Origin of the sequence: Brevibacillus sp. FSL K6-0770 (genome assembly GCF_038000275.1) — a bacterium.
GTDB lineage: Bacteria > Bacillota > Bacilli > Brevibacillales > Brevibacillaceae > Brevibacillus > Brevibacillus parabrevis.
On the sequence record NZ_JBBOBQ010000001.1, the window covers coordinates 1,176,816 to 1,196,152 of the forward strand.

Below are 19,337 nucleotides of genomic sequence, written 5' to 3' on the forward strand. Positions count from 1 at the left end.
TCACAGAAAAGCTACGAATTATTGAACGTCCGAAAAAAGAAGTACAAAAGTTCTCCGTCTCTGATAGTATGTATATGCGGTTAGTTGATATGTTCACTTACGTTAAAATTCTCTGCTGAGTCCTGCTCGAAGATGGATTCCATCCTCTGTCGTGAAAGACTCGGAGGGGAAGCGGACGCGAATAGCGGACACATCATCAGTTAGAGGCTTGTTGTTTTGTGAAAGAGGAGGGATTAGGAGAATGAGTGGAGGAAAAATGCTGAGGCAAATCCACTTTTGGATCTTGGCAGCGTTAACCACCGTCCTGCTTTCAGGCTGTGGTAGTGAGTATCTTGTCTTGAATCCGAAAGGGCCTGTAGCAGAGACGCAGTACAATCTCATTATTATTTCCACGATATTGTGCGCCGTCATCATCGTTCCGGTTCTTGCGCTTACCGCTTTTATCGTGTATCGATATCGGGATAAACCGGATAACAAGGCGCCTTACAAACCTGAGTGGGCACATAACTCGGTCCTTGAAGCAATCTGGTGGGGCATTCCGGTAGTCATCATTGCGATCTTGGGTTACTTTACCGTTCGCGATACGTATGTGCTGAAGGAATCTCCGAATAAAGAAGTAGCACCGATGACCGTTCAGGTTACCGCATTGGATTGGAAATGGATGTTCACTTATCCAGAACAAAACATTGCGACGGTCAACTACCTGGAAATTCCGGTTGGTGTACCTGTTCATTTCCAAATTTCCGCAGAAGCTCCGATGAACTCTTTCTGGGTGCCATCGTTGGGCGGTCAGGTTTACGCGATGGCAGGTATGGCGACTGAGCTGTATTTGCAAGCAGATGAACCAGGCGAATTTGCTGGATTCAGTTCCAACTTCTCTGGTGAAAAATTTGCGCACATGCAGTTTAAAGTAGTAGCGAAACCGCAAGAAGAGTTCAATAAATGGGTCAGTGAAGTAAAAGGCACTTCCCCTGCTATGACAAAAGAAGATTACAACGAGCTGAAAAAACCAGGATTGGCTGAGGAAAAACTGTACTCTGCATTCCCGGAAGGCTTGTTTGAAGAGATTGTTCAAAAATACGGTCATGGCCATGATATGGACCATGTAATGCAAAAGCAGCCTGCTCCGACAGGCGATAAGTCAAAAGAAACCTCGCAATTGCCACCAACTGACATGAGCAACATGCCTGGAATGGATCATTCCAGCATGAAACATTAGGAGAGGGAGGAGGAATACCACGTGTGGGAGGACATTAAGGATTTTGCATCCACGTTCTTTGTAACTGGTGACCCACTGATTTACGGTGCGGACGTATCGATTGTTTTGACAATGCTCGCGATCGTGTTTGTCCTGACCAAATATAAAAAATGGGGTTGGCTCTGGCGCGAATGGCTGACTACCGTTGACCATAAACGTATCGGGATCATGTACCTGATTGCATCGCTCCTCATGCTGTTCCGCGGTGGGGTTGACGCCCTGCTGATGCGTTTGCAGCTGGCATTCCCGAATTTGGAATTCCTGCATGCCGATCACTATAACGCGATCTTTACGACTCACGGTACGATCATGATTTTGTTCATGGCGATGCCGATGATGTTTGGTTTGTTCAACATGGTTGTTCCGCTGCAAATCGGTGCGCGCGACGTTGCGTATCCGTTCCTGAACGCGCTCAGCTTCTGGCTGTTCTTCCTTGGCGCGATGCTGTTCAACCTGTCGTTCGTTATCGGGGGCTCCCCGGACGCTGGTTGGTTGTCTTATCCGCCATTGTCACAAAATGATTTCAGTCCGGGACCTGGTCAAAACTTCTGGATCTGGGGTATTCAAATTTCCGGTATCGGTAGTTTGGCAACAGGTATCAACTTTATCGTTACGATTCTCAAAATGCGTGCACCAGGAATGACTCTTTCCAAAATGCCGCTGTTTAGCTGGTCGGTATTGTCTTCCAGCATCATGATTATCTTTGCTTTCCCAATCTTGACTATTACAATCGCACTTTTGTTCCTTGACCGTTTCGCAGGTGCTCACTTCTTCACGATGGACGGCGGCGGTAACCCGATGATGTACCTGAACCTCATCTGGATGTGGGGTCACCCAGAGGTATACATCGTAGTTGTACCAGCATTCGGTATTTTCTCTGAAGTAGTTGCGACATTCTCGCGCAAACGCATTTTCGGTTACAAATCCATGGTGTGGGCTTTGATGGCGATTGCGATCGCGTCCTTCTTCACATGGGCTCACCACTTTTTCACAATGGGTACAAGCGCCAGCGTTATCGCGTTCTTTGCGATATCGACGATGGTCATTGCGATCCCGACCGGGGTTAAGGTATTTAACTGGCTGTTTACGATGTTCCGTGGTCGGATATCCTTTAAACAACCAATGCTGTGGACCATTGCGTTCATTCCTTGCTTCCTCGTAGGGGGAGCGACAGGTGTCATGCTGGCGGTAGCTCCGGCAGACTACCAGTACCACAACAGCTACTTCCTGATTGCCCACTTCCACCAAGTGTTGATCGGTGGGGTTGTGTTCGGTTACCTGGCAGGTATTTACTACTGGTGGCCAAAACTGTTCGGCTTCAAGCTCGATGAGAAGCTCGGACGTTGGGGCTTCTGGTTCTGGAATATCGGTTTCTATATTTGCTTTATGCCGCAATACGCGCTCGGTTTCATGGGTATGACACGCCGTTACTACACATACGGCTGGGATCGCGGTTGGGAAGACCTCAACCTCGTATCGACTGTCGGTGCCTTCATGATGGGGATCGGTTTCATCTTCCAAGTATGGCAAATTACGTACAGCATCAAGCATGGGGAACGGGATACAACAGGCGACCCATGGGATGCGCGTACACTGGAATGGTCGATTCCATCTCCAGCACCGTTCTACAACTTTGCTGTCGTTCCGAATGTAAAAGACTCGGATGATTGGTGGGCAACAAAACAAGCGAAAGCAAACGGCACGTATAAAGAAGAGCCGGTGCATCTGGAACCAATTCATATGCCGAAAAACTCGGGTATTCCGATTATCATGTCGACCTTCTGGTTCCTGATTGGATTTGGTTTCACCTTTGGATGGGTATGGATGGCCGTAGTTGGATTCATTGGAGTTGCCGTGTGCATGTGGGTACGCTCCTTCCAATACGATACGGATTATTACGTACCGGTGGATGAAGTGCGTCGCACGGAGGCTTCACTGGGGAGGGTGTTGTAATGATGGCTAATCATCACGACCATAGTCATGGCCATGACCATCATGAAGAGCATGAGCAACTCAAGGTTCTTGGCTTCTGGATTTTCGTTGTAACGGACTGCATTTTGTTCGGTACGCTGTTTGCTACCTATGCGGTAATGATGCATAGCTTTGCAGGCGGACCGACTGGAAAAGAATTGTTTGAACTGCCTGGGATCATCGCTTCAACCTTTATCTTGTTGACCAGTAGCTTTACCAGCGGACTTGCTGTACTGGCGATGAACAAAGGGAAAGTAAAAGAGCTGATCGCCTGGCTCGCTGTAACTGCTGTTCTCGGTCTTGCGTTCGTCGTGCTGGAGGTTAACGAGTTTACGCATTTGATGCACGAAGGTGCGACCATGGCTACTAGCGGCTTCTGGTCCGCGTTCTTCACACTGGTCGGTACGCACGGTTTGCACGTTTCCGTTGGTCTGTTCTGGATGGTAGCGCTGATGATGCAGCTGAAGCGCCGTGGAATTAATGCGGTAACTCGCCGCAAAGTTACCAACCTGAGCTTGTACTGGCACTTCCTGGACGTTGTGTGGATCTTCCTCTTCACAGTCGTCTATCTGATGGGGGTGATGTAAGATGACACAACATCAAAACCATGGCGGTCATCAAGATCACGGATCGCTGAAGTCTTACGTGATCGGTTTCGTTCTCTCGATTGTGCTCACCATCATCCCGCTGGTGCTGGTCATGAATCAGATGCTCGAAAAAACGGCTCTCGTAATCACGATTCTGGTGATGGCCATCTTGCAATTCGTTGTTCAGCTGTTCTTCTTCATGCACATCCGTGAGGGAGAAAAGCCGCGCTACAATGTACAGACACTGATTCTCGGACTTGTGATCGTGTTCACGATTATCGCAGGTTCCATCTGGATCATGATGTTCAACAAGTACTAAGAAGCAAGGGTAATTTTCAAAAACAAACAAGGCGTGATGCGAGCGATTGGCTGCTCGTGTCACGCTTTTTTTCTTGTCCAGCGGCGATGTCCATGCTAAGATAGACGGAATTTATTGACAAAAAGGAGAGAACAAGCATGTCGGAGACGCCGTATTTGGTCAAGCCGTCAGTCGAGCGCAAACAGGAGTATTTGGCTTTTTACGAGGAATGGAAGCAAAGCGGGGAACCGTTCGTTCCATGGGTGATCGGGCACGATCCGCATGATTTTGAGACTTATCTGGCATTCATGGAGCGAGAGGGAAAGGAAGAAAACTTGCAAGCAGGTTGGGTGCCGCACTCTACTTACTGGCTGGTCGATGGAAAAGAGCAGATCGTCGGGGCGGTCAACATTCGCCATCGCCTGAACGAACGGTTGCTGAACGTCGGGGGACATATTGGCTACGGCATCCGGCCCAGCGAAAGACGCAAAGGCTACGCGACGGCAATTCTTGCCCAAGCGCTGGACAAGACGAGGGAGCTTGGCCTGGAGCGGGTGCTGGTCGTGTGCGACAGTCACAATATCGGTTCGGAAAAAACGATTCTCGGCAACGGCGGGGTGTTTGAATCCGAGGTGATCGAAGAGGATGGCAATGTCGTGCGGCGGTTTTGGATTCGTCTGTAAGGTTTTGCGCCAAAGCCGTGCATCGTTTTCTGCGAAGATTTCATACTATTGAAGGGTGCAGAACGTCTTCGCGAGATTTTCAGAGAAGGGAAGGCTTTTCTTTTCACAAACAAAGTATATAATTATGTCTTGTAACACATTTTGGAAAGGGGAGATTTCTTTGTTTGATATCGTGATTATTGGAGCAGGTCCAGCGGGAGGCAGCGCAGCGATTTTCGCTGCAAAAGCAGGCAAAAAGACGCTGTTGATTGACAATGACAAAAGCATGACCAAACGCGCTTGGATGGAAAACCACTATGGCATCATGGAAATCTCTGGCCCTGACCTGATTGAAACGGGGAAAAAACAGGCTGCGAAATTCGGAGCAGAGCTGGTGGAAGACCAAGTAACCAACGTGACGAAAACCGAGCAAGGACTGGTAGTCGAAACGGCGGAAAAAGGCTCGTTCGAAGCGAAGCACGTCATTTTGGCGACGGGAGCAGTCACAGCTCTCGCGGAAACAATCGGCTTGAATACGAAAGATGGCACGGAGCCAAGAATCAAAACAATAGTAGATGTAGACGCGCAAGGAAAAACGAACATCGACGGCATTTGGGCAGCGGGCACGTGCGCAGGCGTGAGCGTACATACGATCATTACTTCTGGCGATGGCGCCAAAGTTGCGATCAACGTCATCAGCGAGCTGAATGGCGAGCGTTATGTCGATCACGACGTGTTGAAAACGAACTAAGCGAAAAGTAAGGCACCTTCTCTTTTGGGAGAGAAGGTGTTTTTGTATCGCGCGAAGAGAAGGAGAAGCCAGTTGGAGTTCTTCAATATTTTTTTACAGACAAATGGTCAAATTTGAATATAATAAGGAATATTAGTTTGATTTGACTATCAGGGAGGACAACGGCAATGATCGCCAAAGAAAGCAAAGTGAATTTTGTCGTCGCGGGCCTCTTGTTAGGGCTCTTGATCGCGTCTATGGACAACACGATCGTGGCGACTGCCATGGCGACGATTGTGGGCGAGATGGGCGGCATGGACAAATTCGTCTGGGTAACATCCGCTTACATGGTCGCGACGATGGCGGGTATGCCGATCTTCGGCAAGCTTTCCGACATGTACGGGCGCAAGCGTTTCTACATATTTGGCCTGATCGTTTTCTTATTGGGTTCGATTTTGTGCGGAACGGCAAACAGCATCATCGAATTGAGCATTTACCGCGCCATTCAGGGGATCGGCGGAGGCGCTTTGATGCCGATTGCCTTCACGATCATTTTTGACGTGTTCCCGCCGGAAAAGCGCGGGAAAATGACGGGGCTGTTCGGTGCGGTTTTCGGTACTTCCAGCGTGTTCGGGCCGTTGCTCGGAGCGTACATCACGGAGTACGTCAGCTGGCACTGGATCTTTTTCATCAACGTGCCAATCGGGGCGCTGTCTCTCTGGTTTATCGCGAGGTACTACAGAGAGTCGCTTGAGCACCGCAAGCAAAGCATCGACTGGTGGGGAGCGATCACGCTTGTCGGCGCTGTCGTCAGTCTCATGTTTGCCCTGGAGCTTGGCGGCAATCAGTACGCATGGAACTCCGTGCAAATCATCGGACTGTTCACTGCGTTTTTCCTGCTGTTCGTGATTTTTCTGTTTGTGGAAAAGAAAGCTTCGGAACCGATTATTTCGTTTGCGATGTTTAAACGCAGATTGTTCGCTACGACGAATGCAGTCGCTCTGCTGTACGGAGCCGCTTTTATCATCACGACGGTCTATTTGCCGATCTTCATCCAAGGGGTATATGGCGGGTCTGCATCCAATTCCGGCTTGCTCCTGACGCCGATGATGCTCGGTTCGGTTGTCGGCAGCCAGGTCGGCGGTTTTCTCACGACGAAAACGAGCTTCCGCAACATCATGCTGCTGTCAGCGGTCTTTTTCGTACCGGGATTGTTCCTGCTCAGCACCTTGTCGCCTGACATGGCTCGCTCTACGGTGACGATCTTCATGACGATTACCGGATTTGGCGTCGGGTTCAATTTCTCGGTTCTCGGGATATCCGCGATTCATGGCTTCGACATGCGTCAACGTGGATCGGCCAGCTCGACGAACTCTTTTTCCCGTTCGCTCGGCATGACGCTGGGGATTACGGTGTTTGGCATTTTGCAGCGCAACCAGTTTGAAAATGGCATGGCTTCTGCTTTCTCCGGTCAAGGTGCAGCTGGTGCGATCACCGATCCGCGCGCGATTTTGACGCCGGAAGCAAGAGCTGCGATTCCGGCTCCCGTGCTGGAAAAAATGACGGACATTCTTGCTTCTTCCATCGCTCACACGTTTTTGTGGGCGCTTGTTCCCGCTCTACTCGCGGTCGTCTGTATTTTGCTGATGGGCAATGAGCGAGTGGTAACGTCGGGAAAAAAGGCTCCGCAAGCCAAGCCTGAACGCGGGTAAGAGGGGAGTAGCCATGAGTTTGAAATTGCTTATTTTAGGGCTGCTGATGGAAGGGGAAAAGCACCCGTATGAAATCCAGCAGCAGGTGAAGACGCGAGGAATCGATTGCTACGTCAAATACGCCAAAGGCTCACTCTACTACGCCATCAATCAGCTTGAAAAGGGTGGGATGATCGAGATTACGCAAGTCATTCGCGAGTCTAACCGCCCGGATAAGACAATGTATCGCATCACCAAAACAGGGGAGGCGGAGTTTCAGGAGCTGCTTTTGCAGGAAATGCGCAAGCCGATGCAACTCACCAATCCGATTTATACAGCTCTGACCTTCGCCTCTCATGGCGATCCCGCAAAAATGGGGGAAGCTTTGGCCGTGAACATCCAGGAGGTGCAACGGCTCGCTGCCTTGCTCGAATCGATCATGGAGCAGCAGCAGCTGAATTGGGGGGCGAAGACGATCCTGATTGGGGCGATCGAGCATTTGCATGCCGAGGTGCGCTGGATGGAACGCATTCGCGAACAATCATGGGGCCGCTGATTTTGAATTTATTATGAACAATGGACAATTCTCATCATTTAGATAGTTTTTCGTTTATAATGATGATAATTACAAGCAAGGATGGTATCCGCCCATGATGAATACCGCACTCGGACGTTTTCGCGTTATCGGCATTATTGAAGGAATTTCGTATCTGGTGTTGCTGTTGATTGCGATGCCGCTCAAGTACTACCTCGATTTTCCGGACGCAGTAAAAGTCGCAGGCTCATTGCATGGCTTGTTTTTTGTCCTCTATATTTTGGCCTTGGCTCATGTTACATTTAAGGACAGATGGTCCATTTTGAAGGTAATCGTGGCGTTTATCGCGTCTCTGTTGCCGTTCGGCAATTTTGTTCTGGATGCACGATTGAAAAAAGAGCAATAAAACAACAAAGAGCGCAGAGGAAAGGCGGGTCATCGTACCCGTCTTTGCTGCACCAGCAGATAAGTTCAATCGTAGGTGGGTTGTCTATATTTACCACGACGGGGGAGGATCTGTGTGGAGACCAGGATTTTGGCAGGTGTTCTTTTGTGGGATAACGAAGGGCAGTATGTGCTGGAAACCGTGATGGAGAATCGGTACAAGCTGGTAATGCCGCAGATTATTACCTTCACGCAAAGCGACGAGAAGGTGGCGTCTGACGAGCTGGACGAGCAGCATGTCGGCAAGAGTGTGATTGCCAGATGTTTTGTCTGAAGGAGGTAGGGTAGGCAAGAGCCTATTCTGACCTGCTGATAAATAGATTGATAATTCTGTTAAAAGGTGGTGTTGGCTATGGAACTGCGTGAGCGTTATGCAGGCAGTTTGCTCGGTTTGGCAATAGGGGATGCGCTTGGAGCGACGCTGGAATTTCGCAAGCCAGGCACGTTTGAGCCGCTTACGGAAATGATCGGCGGAGGGCCGTTTGATTTGCAGCCGGGTCAATGGACGGATGATACTTCCATGGCACTGTGCCTGGCGGAGAGCCTGAGCGAGACGGGGAGGTTCGATCCAGAGGATCAAATGAACCGTTACTTGGCCTGGTATCGCAAAGGGTACATGAGCTGCAAGGATCACTGTTTTGACATCGGCAATGCGACAAAGGAAGCGCTGTGGCGGTATGAACAGACAGGACAGCCATACAGCGGATCGACAGACCCGAGGACGGCTGGAAACGGTTCGATCATGCGGCTGGCTCCTGTAGCGCTCTTTTTCGCAGGCGAGCCGAGGCAAGCCATCGACATGTGCGCCCAAAGCTCGCGCACGACGCATGCGGCAGCCCAAGCGGTAGATGGCTGCCGGTTTTTGGGTGCGCTGTTGCTGGGAGCTTTGCAGGGCGTGCCAAAAGATCAATTGCTGGCGGGAGCCTATTCGCCTGTCGAGAATTTGTGGGCAGAGGAACCGCTTGATCCCGGCATTGCCCGCGTCGCTCTTGGTTCGTACAAAGGCAAAGCAGAGACGGAAATCAAAGGATCAGGGTACGTGGTAGAGTCGCTGGAAGCAGCGCTGTGGGCTTTTTGCACGACAGACACATTTGAGGCGGGCTTGTTGCGCGCTGTCAATCTCGGTGATGACGCGGATACGACCGGGGCTGTTTACGGTCAATTGGCAGGAGCCTACTACGGAGTCGAGGCACTGCCCAAGCGAATGCTCGATTTGCTGGCCAAGCGCGAGCTGATCGAGCAGATGGCTGACAAGCTGCTGGATCGGCGGGCGAACTGAGCAAATCTACCCAATTCTTTTGGTCATTAAGCTGTTTTGGGCTGTTGGTGAAAGGCGGCTCGCTGGAAAATTTTAAGCGTCCTTTTCCAGCTAGATTTTGCACGGCACATCGTTTATATTCGAGACGTGATTGGAAAACAGCAATGACCCGGTCTGGGTGGGGGTAGGGGAGAAATGGGCTTCGAGTTTGTGTGGATCATCATCGGGATTAACATTTTGTACGTGTCTTTTTTTACGTTGAGACTGTTGATGGTGATCAAAGGGTACCGCGTGTTGGCTTCGCTCCTGGCGATGGTGGAAGTGTTCGTGTATTTGAAAGGACTGGCGATTGTTCTGGATAACCTGGACAATCCGGTCAATCTCGCCGCTTACTGTATCGGGTGGGGAATGGGCGTGTACATCGGCAGCAAGATCGAGGAATATTTGGCCCTGGGCTATGTGACGCTCCAGGTGGTGGTCGATTCTGTCGATCTGGACGTTCCGGTGAAGCTGCGGGAACATGGCTTTGGCGTCACTTCCTGGGTAGCGGAAGGCCGCGATGGGCATCGGCTCATGATGCAAGTGCTGACCAAGCGCAGCAACGAAAAAAAACTGTGGCAGCTCATTCAGCAGATCGCGCCTAAAGCTTTTGTCATTTCTTTTGAGCCAAAACACTTGAAGGGCGGTTTCTGGGTGAACCGTCTGCGGGGATAAGGCGATCCAAAAACGAAGCCAGTTGACTTTTGTGCCGGGCAGGCATGGGGGCAACTGGCCTTTTTTGTGCTTAAATTCCGTTCACAATTTAGAAAATTATAAAGAGAAATAAAATTGATTTGTATTTTTCTGTAGATTCGGGTAGTTCGCCTTTACGATACAAACTATGAAAGAGAGCAAGGGGGGATCTGGTTGATCAGTTTTCATCAAGTCAACAAACATTACGGAAGCTTCCACGTCTTGAAAAACATCGACCTGCATATCAACCAGGGAGAGGTTGTCGTCGTCATCGGCCCGTCCGGTTCGGGGAAGAGTACGATGGTTCGTTGCATCAACAGATTGGAAACGGTTACAAGCGGAGAGCTTTTGGTGGACGGCGTAAAAGTAAACGACAAAAATACCGACATCAACAAGCTGCGCCGCGATATCGGCATGGTGTTCCAGCACTTCAACCTGTATCCGCACAAGACTGTTCTGGAAAACATCACGCTTGCGCCGATCAAAGTATTGGGTGTCTCCAAACAGGAAGCAGAAGAAACGGCGCTCTATTACTTGGAGAAGGTAGGGATTCCGGAAAAGGCGGAAAAATTCCCGACCCAGCTCTCCGGCGGGCAGCAGCAGCGCGTAGCGATTGCCCGTGGACTGGCGATGCGTCCGAAAATCATGCTGTTCGACGAGCCGACCTCAGCGCTCGATCCCGAGACGATCGGGGAAGTGCTGGACGTCATGAAGACGCTTGCAAAAGAAGGGATGACGATGGTCGTTGTCACGCACGAAATGGGCTTTGCCCGCGAGGTGGCCGATCGCATCGTGTTCATGGACCAGGGAACGATTTTGGAAGAAGCGACACCGCAGGAATTTTTCGCAAGTCCGCGTGAAGAGCGTGCGCGTCTGTTCCTGAGCCGAATTTTGAATCACTAGCCATTCACATAAAAAGAGATGAGGGGTAATCAAATGAAAACAAAAAACGTCTGGAAAAAAATCGCAGGAATGGGTCTTGTCTTGATGCTTAGCGCAACTGCTTTGGCAGGCTGTGGCGGGGCCAAGTCGGAGGGAGGAACCGCTTCGACTGGCGCTGGTGCGGCAGCTGGTACCGGAACATTGGCAAAAATCAAAGAAAGAGACAAGTTTGTCGTCGGCGTCAAGTACGACCTGAACCTGTTCGGTTTGAAAGATCCGGCGTCCGGCAACGTAGAAGGCTTCGACATCGATATCGCCAAAGCGATTGCGAAAAAAGTGCTCGGCGACGAAAACAAAATCGAGTTGAAGGAAGTAACCTCCAAAACGCGCATCCCGATGCTGAAAAACGGGGAAATTGACGCAATTATCGCGACGATGACCATTACCGAGGACCGCAAAAAAGAAGTAGACTTCTCCGATGTGTACTTCCTGGCTGGACAGTCTTTGCTCGTGAAAAAAGACAGCCCGATCAACGGACTCAAAGACCTGCAAAAAGGGATGAAAGTGCTGACAGCCAAAGGCTCCACTTCTGCGAAAAACATTCGCGCCAGCGCGCCTGATGTAGAAGTGCTCGAATTTGAAAACTACGCAGAAGCCTTCACAGCGCTCAAGGCTGGACAAGGCGATGCGCTCACTACCGATAACGCTCTCCTGTACGGAATGGCGAAGCAAGATCCGAACTACCGTGTAACAGAAGAAACGTTCACCGAAGAGCCGTACGGTATCGCGATCAACAAAGGCGACGCCGAGTTTGTCAAAGCCGTCAACGACCTGCTGAAAGAAATGAAGGAAAACGGCGAATACGACAAGATTTATGAAAAATGGATCGGGGAAAAACCAAAAAAATAAGCGGTTCTACTCCATGACGGATGAGCGGTTCACTTCGCCGCTCATTCCCTTATTTTCTTACGACTAGGGGGATCGCTACAGCTATGATCGATTTTTCCATCTTGTTTGATCATTGGGATATGTACCTCGAAGGCTTCTGGAACACGGTGCAAGCCAGCCTGCTCGCTCTCGTCGGGAGCTTTGTTTTGGGAACGCTTTTTGCGATTTTTCGGATTTCGCCGATTCGCCCGCTCAATTGGATCGGAACGGCTTACGTGGAGTTCGTCCGCAACATTCCGCTGATTCTCGTCGTGTTTCTGTTCTTTGTCGGTCTGCCTGCCATGGGCATTTTGCTGGCGCCATTCGTAGCCGGGACGCTTGGACTGACGGTGTACACCGCAGCATTCATTGCGGAGACTATCCGCGCCGGAATTTTGGCTGTACCAAAAGGACAAATGGAAGCAGCCCGTTCCTCGGGACTTACGTACGGACAGGCGATGCGCTACATCATTTTGCCGCAAGCGATCAAGGTCGTCATTCCGCCGATGGGCAACCAGTTTATCAACCTGGTGAAAAATTCCTCGGTGCTTGGCGTTATCGCGGGTCTTGATCTGATGTACTTCGGGGATTTGATCTCTGCCGACACATTCGTGACGTTTGACGTTTACATTTTTGTCGCCATCTTTTATTTGATTTTGACACTTCCGTTGAGCATGCTCGTCAGCTATTGGGAGCGACGCTTGGCTGGAAGCCGCTAAGGGAGGGGAAAACATGGACTTTATCGGAGCATACGCGCCCAGTCATTTGACCTTCCTGCTCGAAGGTTTCTGGCTTACTTTGCAAGTTGCCTTTTTAGCGATTGTGTTCAGCTTTGCGATCGCGATCGTCGTCGGGGTTCTGCGCTACGCCAATATTCCCGGTGTTTCCCAAGCTCTGGCTACAGTCGTCGAGCTGATCCGCAACCTGCCGCTCTTGTTGATTATATTTTTCACGTACTTTGCTTTGCCGGAAGTCGGCATCAAGCTCGACAAGTTTTATGCAGCTGTCCTTGCACTGGTCATCTTTGAAGCGGCGATGCTCTCGGAGATCGTGCGCAGCGGTTTAAAATCGGTGGAAAAAGGGCAAATTGAGGCTGCGCGTTCATCGGGCCTTACCTACGTGCAAACGCTGTGGCACATCATTTTGCCGCAAGCTTTGCGAAGGATGGTTCCGCCGATCGTCAGCCAGTTCATCTCGCTGCTGAAAGACACGTCGCTCGCCGTCGTAATCGCCCTGCCAGAGCTGATGAACCACGCGCAAATCATCAACGGGCGCAACGTCAACTACGTGATCCCGACCTTCCTGCTGGTAGCGGTCATGTACTTCGTCGTCAATTACGCCTTGTCGATCGTGTCCAAACGACTTGAAAACAAACACGCCTGATGCAAAAGCATCTGTTCGGATCTCCAGTTCTTAGTAAAATAGGAATGGGAGATCTTTTTGCGTAGGAAAGGGGGGAATCTATGCGCGAGCGCCTGTTGGTCCTCATGATTATTATGCTGGCAACGGCCTTTTTCGGAGAGATGAAGGTCAATCCGCTTGGAGGATCGTTTCGCTTCTCGCTGGGGATTGCTGCTTTTTCTTTCGGTTTGCTCTGGTTTTCTTCCGTACCTGTGATCACGACAGGCTTTTTAACCGGGACGTTCATCCTCGGCTTTCGGGTCGGCATGGACATGCTCATGGGCTACGGCCCGTGGCTGGAAAGTGTGTATGATCACCTTCCCTCTGCGTTTTACTATTTCAGCTTTGCCATTTTGTTCCGGGTGCTGCGGGCAAGAAACTACGTGGAATTTCCGCTGAAAATGGGGCTGATCGGAGCTTCTGTCGACTTTGCTTCCAATCTGGTCGAATTGCAGGTGCGCGAGTTTTTGAACGGTTTTCCGCCGCTTACGTGGCAAGGCTTTTTCATGCTCTTGTTCTTCGGCGTATTGCGCAGCTTTTTCGCTGTCGGTCTGTACAACAGCGTCTCGATCCGGCAAATTCGTGCGGTAGGCGAGGTGCGCCAGCAAGAGCTGGAACGGCTGCGGATGATCAATACCGAGCTTTACGAAGAGGCGTTTTACTTGCGCAAATCGATGACGCAACTGGAGGACATCACCCGTGAAAGCTATCGGTTGTACAGGCGGCTGCTGACGTCGCAGCATGCCGAATCTCCTACGGCTTTGACGATTGCCGAGCATGTGCACGAGGTAAAAAAAGACTCGCAGCGCATTCTCGCAGGTATTTCCAAGCTGATCAATCAGGAGGGACTGGCTCCCCAGATGCCTGTCGGCGAATTGTGCGAGCTGGTGATGCGAGCGAATCAGAAGTATGCGGAGATGCTCGGAAAAGAAATCGAGTTTGCCTGGAGCTGTCAGGTCAGCCTGGCGACCAATCAAATTTATGCGCTGTTGTCTGTGCTGAACAATTTGGTGGCGAATGCCGTAGAAGCAATCGACGGATCGGGTAAAATTGAATTGAACGTCAGACTGGAAGGGCGGCAAATCGTCTTTCAGGTGCTGGACACCGGGCCGGGAATCTCGCAGGATGAACGGGAGTGGGTGTTTGAACCGGGCTATACGACGAAATACGACGCGCAGGGCAACGCATCCACCGGGATTGGCCTGACACATGCTAGAGGCATCGTGCAGAGCTTGCAGGGACAGTTGCACATTTTGCGCGATCTGGGAGAGTGGACTCATTTTGAAGTGCGGATTCCGACTCATCAATTGCTGAGAGGGGAGGGAGGATAACCGATGATACGTTTCTTTTTGATTGAAGACGATGCCGTAGTGCGACGCATGCTGGAGCGAATCATAGCGGACAGCGGCCTGGGCGAGATCGTCGGCCAGGCAAGCGATGGCAACTGTGTCTCCATCGATCAGCTTTACGGAGTAGATGTCGTCCTGATCGATTTGCTCATGCCTGGGCTGGATGGCATCCAGACGATCAAGAAGTTGCAAGCGGAAGGGTTCGCGGGCCGGTTCATCATGGTTTCTCAGGTGGAGAACAAGGAGATGATCGGAGAGGCTTATTTGCAGGGGATTGATACGTTTATCCAGAAGCCGATCAACCGCCTGGAGGTCATCGCAGTGCTCAAAAGGGTGTCTGATTACTTGACGCTGGAAGCCTCTTTGCAATCTATCCGCAAGTCGTTGCAAATTCTTGATGTCAAAGGAAAAGAGCAGCCGACGGGCGGGCTGAAAGCTCATTCCTCCGACGAGGAGGGCCTGGCGCAAAAAGCGAGACAGCTGCTGTTGCAGCTCGGGATCGCAAGCGAGGCGGGGGCGCACGATTTGCTCGTCATCATGGGCTGGCTGGCGCAAAACGATCGGGAAGTGGACAAACTGCGGGATTTGCAACTGAAGGAGCTGTACACGCAAATTTTGCTCAAGTTGCACGGCAGCCTCGACGAGCAGGCGTTGACCAAAGAGGTACGGGCGATGGAGCAGCGGATTCGCCGCATGGTGTTGCAAGCGTTTACGCATTTGTCCTCGCTCGGTTTGACGGATTACGCGAACCCGACTTTTGAGCATTTTGCCCCGCGCTTGTTTGACTTCCAGGAAATTCGCCAACGGATGCAGGAGCTGGAAGCCGGAGAAAAGACGACGAAATGCCGCATCAGCGTGAAAAAGTTTTTATCTGTTTTTTATATGGAAGCGAAGGCGATTTGAGTTACAAAATCATGGTAGACAAGGCTTTTCAGGGGAAAGGGATTGCCAAGACAGCGACAGCGCTGATGATTGCCGAAATGGCTGCAATCAAATCGATGAACTGAATAAAAGCAAAAAGCTTGGGAATAATCCCAAGCTTTTTTATTGCGCATGCGCCCGAGACACCAGCTCCGCGAACGCGCCGTACAGTCCGACATTGCCGTACTGCTCCTGGTACTGATCAATCGTGTCGTCGCGGACGATTTGTCCGTTCATGAGGAAAATCGCGCGGTCAGCCACGGCGTCAGCTACTTGAAGCTGGTGAGTGGAGAAGATGACCGACTGTCCCGCCAGGCGCAGCTCGCGCACGAGATCGACGAAGGCGTCCATCCAGTAAGGGTCGAGGCCGTTTGTCGGCTCGTCCAGGACGACCAAGGCCGGTTTTGCCAGGATCGCCTGGGCAAACAGCAGGCGTTGCTGCATGCCTTTGGAAAAATGCGAAACGCGCTTGTTGCGGGCATCGTGCAGACCGACGGCTTTCAACATCCGGTCGGCATCTTCTGCGGTCCGATTGCGCAGCGCAGCGTAAAACTCCAATGTTTCGCGTGCAGTCAGACCAGCCGTGAAGGAGAAATGATCAGGCATGTAGCCAATCTGCTGCAAATAGTCGACGCGCTGCTCCTCCCAGCTCATGCCGTTGAGCTGAATCGTGCCTGTAGTGGGACGGAGAATGCCTACCAGCATGCGCAGGATCGTGCTTTTTCCCGCTCCGTTTCCGCCGCACAGAGCGACCACTTCGCCAGGCTCGATGCGCAGGCTGAAAGGATGGACAATCGTTTTGTCGTTGATCGTCTTGCTTACCTGATCGACGGTAAGGCCGAATGTTTGCATCGTTTTATCTCCTTTCCCATGCCCGGGTAGCGATAAACAGCGTAGCGCTAATCCACAGCAGACAGAGTGCGACGAAGCAAACGTCGCCGAGCGCCGAGTCGATCCAGTAAATCCACTTGTAGTATTCCGGCCCGAAAATGGCACCGCCGCCAAGCCGGGTCACAGAATAGACGCGGACAAATTCAGCTGGATTGAAAAAAGTCACGATTTGCAGCAAGGGCTTGATCCACGTGTACGGCACGAAGCTGAGCAAGGAAATCAACAGCGTCGGCCAGGCCAAGATGTAGAAAAACCAGATGCTGACGCCCATGGTCAAAGCTTGCCAGCGATTCCGGCACAGCGCGCCAATCAGCATGGCGATTCCTAAAAATAAAAGGATCAGACAAATCGAGAAGACGAGCAGGAACAGCAGGGTGGAAAAGGCAAAGCTTTTGCCGAGCAAAAGTCCAGCCACCCCGGAGATGCCGTAGCCAAAGCTGACGATGGCAATCAGGACGAGCGCCTGGCCGACGTATTTGCCGATGAGAAACGACGAGGTCGTCATCGCGTAGGTCGAGAGCAGTTGCCAGCTGCCTTCCTCTTTCTCCGCAGTCAGGGAGAAAGAGGAGAGGAGCATCGTCATCAGTGGCAGCAAATACAAAATCAGATTGAGCATGGTGCCTGTCGTATACGTGTAGCCTTTCATGTAGGACTGCGACTGGATCACCAGCAGCCCCAGGCTAAACAGGGAAAACAGAGCCATGAAAGAGTAGGCCCATGGATTGCGGAAACCTACCTTCACTTCCCTTTTCGCAATCAGATTGATGTGCAAGGCTCGCCACTTCCTCTATTCGTGGTATTAGTGGTGTGTAGTCGTTGGCGTGCTTGTGCCATTGCCGTGTGCTGGGGCAGGAGTGCTCTCCGTACCGCCGGATTGATGTCCGCCCGAAGAATGTCCGTCTTTTTTCATATGCTCGCTCATGCTGCGTTCCCACGTGTGGCTTTTCAGGCCTTCCGCGTTCATGACGACGCCTTTCTTTTGTTCCGCCACGAATTTGTCCGCTTCCGCTTTGTCTTTAAACGAGTAGATGCCGTAGCTCATTGGCGTTTTAAATTCTTTGTCGTAGGCAAAAGTTGCCGTATCGGCTTTTGTCCACTCTGCCGTATAGTAATCGCGAACGTATTGCATGGCGACTTCGTCTGTTCCGTGTTCTTTCGTCCATTCATGCAAGCAGCCGATATCGTCGAACTTCAGCGCTTTGCCGTCTTTCAAAATGATTTCTGTTGCGTTGTGGTCGTTCGGCACGTGCATGTGGCAGAGGTCACATTTGTCTACGCCTTCCGCGATGTCTACAGGCTGTGCTTCTTCTTTTCCGCAGCCGACCATGAGCAGGCTGATTCCTGCGATTGCTCCCAGTGTGGTTACCCATTTTTTCAATTTCATCATGATTTCTTCACTCCTACGTATATGAATGTACAGCTTCCCAGTAAAAGAATGAGGCCAAGTATGCCAGCACCCCAGCCGCTGGTCGTTTGGGCATCGGCTGCCAAGACAGCGGATGTCGGCATCAGCGGCGAGTTGTCCCGAATCGGACTGCCTGCGCCGTTTGTGAACAAATTTTCCAGAAACACGAAGCCCGGCGACTGGAAAAACAGCTGATAGGCGGGAACGGCGTCAGTCAGGCCGAGGTAAAACGGGTTCATTTCGTACGGCAGATCGCTGATATGATCGCCGTCTACGTCAAGACCGAGCAAGTTGTCCCAATAGTTGCCGTTTATGTTGTCAGTGGCGCTGTCCTGGGCTTGCGCCGCGATGACATTGGAGATGAACTGGTTGTTCGTCCACGTGTTTTGCGAAGAGGACGTGAGCTGCATCCCGACGAAATTGAGCGCCAGTTGATTGCCTTTGACGGTAATCCCGGTCGAGCGTTCCAGGTACAGTCCGACCCGGTTCCCTTCGATGCGGTTGTCCGTGATGAGCGAGTTTTGCACATCGTACAGCAAAATGCCTTGGGAGTTCGGGTTTTTCTGCTGCTTCAAAAATTGGTTCCCGATGACTGTGGCTTCGCTTGTTTCCATCAGCATGGCGCCCGTCACATTTTCGCTGCCGGTATTGTTTTTCAAAGTTGTATTCGTGGTGCCCATCAGGTGATAGCCGTAGCGCGACTTTTCCACCCAGTTTTGCTCCAGTTGATTGCCGCTGCTTTTCTCCAGGTAGATTCCGTCAAAGACGTTCGTCACCTGATTGTCGGTCAGCCGATTGTCATTCGAGTCGTACAGGTCGATGCCGTTTCCTTTTTGAGCCTGAACCGTCACCTTTGGCTTGCTTTGGCTTTTGGACAGATGAGCGCTGTGATCGTGGCCGACATCACTCGTACTGCCCCTGTCTTTTACCTTGCCGATGACGAAAACTTTGTGCAGCGTATTGGAGTTGGCCCCTCGCAACTGAACGCCCGTTCCCATCGTATCCACGGTGACTTTTTCCAGCAGATTGCGGTTGCCCTTGACGATAATCGAGGCGTCCTCGCTGTTGATTCTCCTGTCCACCACCGTAATGCCTTGCAAGGTAACGTCGTCTGCCGCGATGATCAAGGCAGCTTCCTCGCTCGGGTTGGTCAGCTTGACGTCTCCGTCTGCCACCAGTTTGAGCGGCTTCGTAATGCGAATCGGCCCTTCGTATTTGCCTTCCGGTATCGTGATAGTTTCGCCTGATGCCGCCCGGTCGATCTGTGCTTGCAAGGAGTCTGCGGACTCTTCCGCCAGCGCTGTGAGGGCAGCAGGCATGACAAGCGCGATTGCCAGGGAAGCAGACAGCAGTTGGCGAAGCGCCATTTTTTTGTTCCTAGTACGAGTCAGGGTA

At 51.4% G+C, this 19,337-nt stretch carries 22 protein-coding genes; 18 read left to right on the forward strand and 4 right to left on the reverse strand.

The features are described 5' to 3' along the window. Window positions 1-241 precede the first annotated feature (241 nt). The 18 genes from qoxA to NST23_RS06060 all read left to right on the forward strand — a co-directional run bounded on the left by qoxA (window position 242) and on the right by NST23_RS06060 (window position 15,628). Window positions 242-1,219: a cytochrome aa3 quinol oxidase subunit II gene (qoxA, locus tag NST23_RS05975; RefSeq protein ID WP_122962776.1), complete on the forward strand. Its 978-nt coding sequence runs from the start codon at window positions 242-244 to the stop codon at window positions 1,217-1,219. Between the two features lie 21 nt (window positions 1,220-1,240). Next, the gene (locus tag NST23_RS05980) at window positions 1,241-3,211 is read left to right on the forward strand and encodes a cbb3-type cytochrome c oxidase subunit I (protein WP_122962777.1); all 1,971 of its coding nucleotides are present in this window, start codon (window positions 1,241-1,243) and stop codon (window positions 3,209-3,211) included. Window positions 3,212-3,213: 2 nt separating this feature from the next. Then, window positions 3,214-3,816, forward strand: a complete 603-nt coding sequence (gene cyoC, locus NST23_RS05985; protein WP_173596270.1) for a cytochrome o ubiquinol oxidase subunit III — start codon at window positions 3,214-3,216, stop codon at window positions 3,814-3,816. Between the two features lies 1 nt (window position 3,817). After that, window positions 3,818-4,135, forward strand: a complete 318-nt coding sequence (gene cyoD / locus NST23_RS05990) for a cytochrome o ubiquinol oxidase subunit IV (RefSeq protein ID WP_063228404.1) — start codon at window positions 3,818-3,820, stop codon at window positions 4,133-4,135. Window positions 4,136-4,272: 137 nt separating this feature from the next. After that, complete coding sequence (locus NST23_RS05995; RefSeq protein ID WP_122962779.1) at window positions 4,273-4,797, forward strand: GNAT family N-acetyltransferase; 525 nt, start codon at window positions 4,273-4,275, stop codon at window positions 4,795-4,797. Between the two features lie 160 nt (window positions 4,798-4,957). Beyond that, window positions 4,958-5,527, forward strand: coding sequence for an FAD-dependent oxidoreductase (locus NST23_RS06000; protein WP_063228402.1), 570 nt, complete (start codon window positions 4,958-4,960; stop codon window positions 5,525-5,527). A 167-nt stretch (window positions 5,528-5,694) separates the two neighbouring features. After that, on the forward strand, window positions 5,695-7,218 hold the full coding sequence (locus NST23_RS06005; protein WP_122962781.1) for an MDR family MFS transporter: 1,524 nt from the start codon (window positions 5,695-5,697) through the stop codon (window positions 7,216-7,218). A gap of 13 nt (window positions 7,219-7,231) precedes the next feature. Beyond that, window positions 7,232-7,753 (forward strand): PadR family transcriptional regulator, encoded by a 522-nt coding sequence (locus tag NST23_RS06010; protein WP_063228400.1) that lies wholly within the window; start codon window positions 7,232-7,234, stop codon window positions 7,751-7,753. Window positions 7,754-7,847: 94 nt separating this feature from the next. After that, window positions 7,848-8,138 (forward strand): DUF3817 domain-containing protein, encoded by a 291-nt coding sequence (locus NST23_RS06015; RefSeq protein WP_122962782.1) that lies wholly within the window; start codon window positions 7,848-7,850, stop codon window positions 8,136-8,138. A gap of 114 nt (window positions 8,139-8,252) precedes the next feature. After that, window positions 8,253-8,450: a hypothetical protein gene (locus NST23_RS06020; RefSeq protein WP_122962783.1), complete on the forward strand. Its 198-nt coding sequence runs from the start codon at window positions 8,253-8,255 to the stop codon at window positions 8,448-8,450. 78 nt (window positions 8,451-8,528) lie between these two features. Continuing rightward, complete coding sequence (locus NST23_RS06025; protein ID WP_173598473.1) at window positions 8,529-9,455, forward strand: ADP-ribosylglycohydrolase family protein; 927 nt, start codon at window positions 8,529-8,531, stop codon at window positions 9,453-9,455. 174 nt (window positions 9,456-9,629) lie between these two features. Beyond that, complete coding sequence (locus NST23_RS06030) at window positions 9,630-10,148, forward strand: DUF2179 domain-containing protein (RefSeq protein WP_122962785.1); 519 nt, start codon at window positions 9,630-9,632, stop codon at window positions 10,146-10,148. Between the two features lie 192 nt (window positions 10,149-10,340). Next, on the forward strand, window positions 10,341-11,069 hold the full coding sequence (locus tag NST23_RS06035) for an amino acid ABC transporter ATP-binding protein (RefSeq protein ID WP_122962786.1): 729 nt from the start codon (window positions 10,341-10,343) through the stop codon (window positions 11,067-11,069). A gap of 33 nt (window positions 11,070-11,102) precedes the next feature. After that, window positions 11,103-11,957 carry a glutamate ABC transporter substrate-binding protein gene (locus NST23_RS06040; RefSeq protein ID WP_122962787.1) on the forward strand — a complete coding sequence of 285 codons (855 nt, stop codon included), beginning with the start codon at window positions 11,103-11,105 and terminating at the stop codon, window positions 11,955-11,957. A gap of 83 nt (window positions 11,958-12,040) precedes the next feature. Next, entirely contained in the window at window positions 12,041-12,694 is a 654-nt protein-coding gene (locus NST23_RS06045; protein ID WP_063228395.1) for an amino acid ABC transporter permease, read from the forward strand. A gap of 13 nt (window positions 12,695-12,707) precedes the next feature. Continuing rightward, window positions 12,708-13,358: an amino acid ABC transporter permease gene (locus NST23_RS06050; RefSeq protein ID WP_122962788.1), complete on the forward strand. Its 651-nt coding sequence runs from the start codon at window positions 12,708-12,710 to the stop codon at window positions 13,356-13,358. Window positions 13,359-13,438: 80 nt separating this feature from the next. Then, window positions 13,439-14,707, forward strand: a complete 1,269-nt coding sequence (locus tag NST23_RS06055; protein ID WP_122962789.1) for a sensor histidine kinase — start codon at window positions 13,439-13,441, stop codon at window positions 14,705-14,707. Window positions 14,708-14,710: 3 nt separating this feature from the next. After that, on the forward strand, window positions 14,711-15,628 hold the full coding sequence (locus tag NST23_RS06060) for a response regulator (RefSeq protein WP_122962790.1): 918 nt from the start codon (window positions 14,711-14,713) through the stop codon (window positions 15,626-15,628). Between the two features lie 141 nt (window positions 15,629-15,769). Here NST23_RS06060 and NST23_RS06065 read toward each other — a convergent pair whose 3' ends face one another. From NST23_RS06065 to NST23_RS06080, 4 genes are read right to left on the reverse strand one after another with little or no spacing between them, the layout of a single operon-like run. Continuing rightward, window positions 15,770-16,498: an ABC transporter ATP-binding protein gene (locus NST23_RS06065; RefSeq protein WP_280648086.1), complete on the reverse strand. Its 729-nt coding sequence runs from the start codon at window positions 16,496-16,498 to the stop codon at window positions 15,770-15,772. Window positions 16,499-16,502: 4 nt separating this feature from the next. After that, the gene (locus NST23_RS06070; protein WP_122962794.1) at window positions 16,503-17,309 is read right to left on the reverse strand and encodes an ABC transporter permease; all 807 of its coding nucleotides are present in this window, start codon (window positions 17,307-17,309) and stop codon (window positions 16,503-16,505) included. A 27-nt stretch (window positions 17,310-17,336) separates the two neighbouring features. After that, window positions 17,337-17,924: a nitrous oxide reductase accessory protein NosL gene (locus NST23_RS06075; protein WP_122962795.1), complete on the reverse strand. Its 588-nt coding sequence runs from the start codon at window positions 17,922-17,924 to the stop codon at window positions 17,337-17,339. Further along, on the reverse strand, window positions 17,921-19,309 hold the full coding sequence (locus NST23_RS06080; RefSeq protein WP_340963331.1) for a right-handed parallel beta-helix repeat-containing protein: 1,389 nt from the start codon (window positions 19,307-19,309) through the stop codon (window positions 17,921-17,923). Before NST23_RS06080 ends, NST23_RS06075 begins: the two co-directional genes overlap by 4 nt. Between the last annotated feature and the right edge of the window lie 28 nt (window positions 19,310-19,337).